Raw genomic sequence first — 3,401 nt, 5'->3', positions numbered from 1 at the left:
GTCAGAACTGGCAGTACTCGATTGTGACCCTGACCGGGCTGTTTGCGATGATTTTCTTCGGATTTAATTATTTCCGCGATTTCTTCAATTCGGCCGGGCTGCAGAACTATATGTTCCGCGCCTTTTTTGATTATATAATGATTCCGATACAGGCGACGATGTTTTCCCTGCTGGCGTTTTTTATCGCCTCGGCCGCCTATCGGGCATTCCGCGCCCGTTCCCTTCTGGCGACACTTCTACTGATTTCAGCCCTGATAATCATGCTCAGGTTCAATCCGTATCTCGGATTTGTCGGCGACTACATGGAAAGAACCGCCCTCTGGCTACTCAATGTCCCCAATCTTGCCGCCAAGAGAGCCATTATTATCGGCGTCGGGCTGGGGATGGTGGCTACGTCCTTGAAGGTTATTCTGGGAATTGAACGAGCCTATCTGGGGAAGGATTGAGGAGGACAATATGAATATATTTGATCGTATGATGTCTCTTGACCGACGCTGGGTCTTCCTTTTTGTCGCGCTGGTCTGTGTTATCACTTATGTTTGGCCCTTCTCGATTCCTATTCGCATTACCAACGAAGTTAAGGCGATATTCAATTACATTGATAATCTGAATGAGGGCGACATACTCTTCCTGGGAATAGACTATGACCCTAACGCTTTGGCGGAGTTGCACCCGATGACTTACGCCATCGCCGAGCAGGCGTTCCGCAAGAAAATGCGGGTGATATTTGTTACCTTGTCGCAGAATGGACCCGGAATGGCCGACCAGGCGATTCGCGATATCAGCGATTCGGTAAAACTGGACAAAACCTACAACGGCGTCTTCTATCCCGGGCGGGAGATAATTAACGGCATCGATTATGTCTTTCTTGGTTACAAACCGTATCCCGCGCTGGTGATTCTCGGGATGGGGCAGAATTTCCGTATACCATTCCCCTCCGATTACTATGGCACTCCCCTCGACAGCATCCCGATGATGAAAGGGGTTATGAATTACGACCAGGTGAAGTGCGTGGTCGATTTCGCCGCCGGGAATGTGGCCGATATGTGGATTTCATACGGGCAGGGACGGTACAACTTCCCGCTGGCGCTCGGCATGACCGGAGTTATGGGAGCCGACTACTATCCCTATCTGAATTCCGGTCAGATATTCGGCATTATGGGAGGACTTCTGGGTGCGGCACAGTATGAAAAACTGGCTGATAATCCGGGTCCCGCCATCGACGGCATGCGGATTCAGGTCTATGCCCATATCGTCATCATTCTATTCATTATCATTGGCAACATCGGGTTCCTGGTATCCCGACGGAAACAGGGTTAGGAGGTAAAGTAATATGGATGCATTTTCAATAGGAACTTATCTCTGGACGACCTTTGGCGCCTTCTTGACTCTTTGCATATTTTCCTTCCTGTACCGGGACAATCCTTTTTATAAGTTCGCGGAACACCTGGTGGTTGGCGTCTCGGCCGGATATTTCGTCATCATTCTCTGGCACAACGGTCTTCAGCCAAACCTGTTCAATCGCCTGAATGACGGCGACTTTTATCTACTCTGGCTGAATTCGGCGCGCCCCTGGTACCTGATACCGACTGTTCTGGGGGTGATGATGTGGACCCGCTTCTCGCGGAAAAAGTCCTGGATCAGCCGTTACCCGATTGCCATGTACATGGGTATTGCGGCCGGTATTGCGGTGCCGTTGGAAATGAAAAACCGCGTCAATGTGCAGCTCTATTCGGCGATGAAAAACGTGGAATGGAACAACTTCTTCGGGACCGGCATCCTTGATTCCGGCTCGGCGCTGGCGCAGTTGATTATTTTCATTGGAACCTTATCGGCGCTCTTTTATTTCTTCTTCTCCAAAGAGCACTCCGGGCTGTTTAAAGGGGTGGCGCGCTTCGGCATCTGGATACTGATGATTGGATTCGGCGCCTCCTTTGGATATACCGTAATGGGTCGAATTTCGCTCTTTGTCCAGCGAATTCAGTACGTCGGAAACTGGACCGAGACCTCCTGGGCACACCCGTCGGTGCTTGTAGTCTGGTTCCTGATAATTGGCATCTTTGCTGTTCTCCTGCTGCTGGAATTCGTGAAATTCCTTTCAAAACGGAGGACCGCCGCCTCGTAAGGAGAAAAAGAAAGCCATAAAATAGCGAGAATACTTTAAGACCCTGCCGTGCCGGGGTGACCCGACGGCAGGGTTTTCTGATGCCTCCCATGGCGGATTTCCAAGCCGGTATATTCCTTGGTAAAATGGCGAGTTACAAAAAAGTAAAATTGATGAAGGTACAATTTTCAGTAGAGCAAGAATTTATGGCAGAAAAATATGGACAAACCGCAAAAACCTCTTGACAATTGCAACTCAAGAGGATAAATTGGGTATAATAGTACTGGAACCTGGTGGTGGTACTATTTCTCAATTTAAGGGTAACTTAAACCTTTACCGCGAAAGTGAGGTGGGGGGATGGCGATAACGGCAGGAAGCGCCGGCGCCAAAACAAGAGTCAGGAAAAGAGGAAAGGGTAAGCTTTCGACTCCGGAAGCGCGCAGGGAGTATCAGCGACGGTACTACCAGTTGCACAAGGAAAAAGCCAAGGAGTATCAGCGTCAGTACAATCTTACCCACAAGAAGAAGGCCAGGGGGGGCAGAGGGAAAGCGAATTTCATCTGTCCACGGGAGCCGATTCGTTCCACTTTTAACACGTCTGACATAATGCACTCTCCAGTGGAGAAGACCTTAAAGATACTGGAGAAAATCATCAACGGCGAGCGGCTGTTCACGATGTAATGCCGAATGAAGTCTTATAAGGCGGCTTTGGAGCAAAGTCCAGAGCCGCCTTTTTTGTATTGCTTTGTGCGCAAAAATCTTATAATTTTTGCAAAATTTTGAACATTGGGGAGGCCGGTATGGTTGCAGTCAAAAAAGAAACCAAGCGCCAACCAAACAAGGCATCTGTGAAAAGTAAAATCCCGAGGAAAGTGAGCATGGCAAAAATAACCAAATCGAAAAATGCCGGGTCAAAAAAGAGTAATCCGGAAAAGAAATCATCACGGGAAAAGTCATCACGCGGCAAAACAGCGTCTAAATTCACGCTGGAACATCCGGCATATTACTTCTTCGGCGGCGGCAAAGCTGACGGTGACGGTACCATGCGCGACCTCCTGGGAGGAAAAGGAGCGGGCTTGGCGGAGATGACCCGCGCCGGCATTCCGGTCCCGGCCGGCTTTACCATCACCACCGAAGTCTGCAAAGTCTACTATCAGAATAATCTCGAGATTCCTGAGGAAATAGACCGCGATTTTCCTAAATATATGGCGAAGATAGAGGAAGTTATGGGGGCCAAATTTGGCGACCCCACTAACCCGCTGCTGGTTTCGGTCCGCTCCGGCGCCAAATTCTCGAT

At 49.5% G+C, this 3,401-nt stretch carries 6 protein-coding genes; all 6 read left to right on the top strand.

What is annotated here, in order from left to right:
- Positions 1–446: hypothetical protein (locus AB1690_01440; protein ID MEW6013963.1), on the top strand; the 446-nt coding region annotated here is incomplete at its 5' end.
- Between the two features lie 10 nt (positions 447–456).
- Positions 457–1,320 carry a hypothetical protein gene (locus tag AB1690_01435; protein MEW6013962.1) on the top strand — a complete coding sequence of 288 codons (864 nt, stop codon included), beginning with the start codon at positions 457–459 and terminating at the stop codon, positions 1,318–1,320.
- 13 nt (positions 1,321–1,333) lie between these two features.
- Positions 1,334–2,125 carry a hypothetical protein gene (locus tag AB1690_01430; GenBank protein MEW6013961.1) on the top strand — a complete coding sequence of 264 codons (792 nt, stop codon included), beginning with the start codon at positions 1,334–1,336 and terminating at the stop codon, positions 2,123–2,125.
- Between the two features lie 80 nt (positions 2,126–2,205).
- Positions 2,206–2,349 carry a hypothetical protein gene (locus tag AB1690_01425; GenBank protein ID MEW6013960.1) on the top strand — a complete coding sequence of 48 codons (144 nt, stop codon included), beginning with the start codon at positions 2,206–2,208 and terminating at the stop codon, positions 2,347–2,349.
- 112 nt (positions 2,350–2,461) lie between these two features.
- Positions 2,462–2,785, top strand: a complete 324-nt coding sequence (locus AB1690_01420) for a hypothetical protein (GenBank protein MEW6013959.1) — start codon at positions 2,462–2,464, stop codon at positions 2,783–2,785.
- Between the two features lie 197 nt (positions 2,786–2,982).
- On the top strand, positions 2,983–3,401 hold a 419-nt coding region (locus AB1690_01415), incomplete at its 3' end, for a PEP/pyruvate-binding domain-containing protein (protein MEW6013958.1).

This window comes from Candidatus Zixiibacteriota bacterium (assembly GCA_040753495.1).
In the GTDB taxonomy this organism is placed as follows: domain Bacteria; phylum Zixibacteria; class MSB-5A5; order GN15; family PGXB01; genus DYGG01.
Note: the sequence above shows the minus strand (reverse complement) of the source record. Positions and strands in the feature narration are given on the sequence as shown.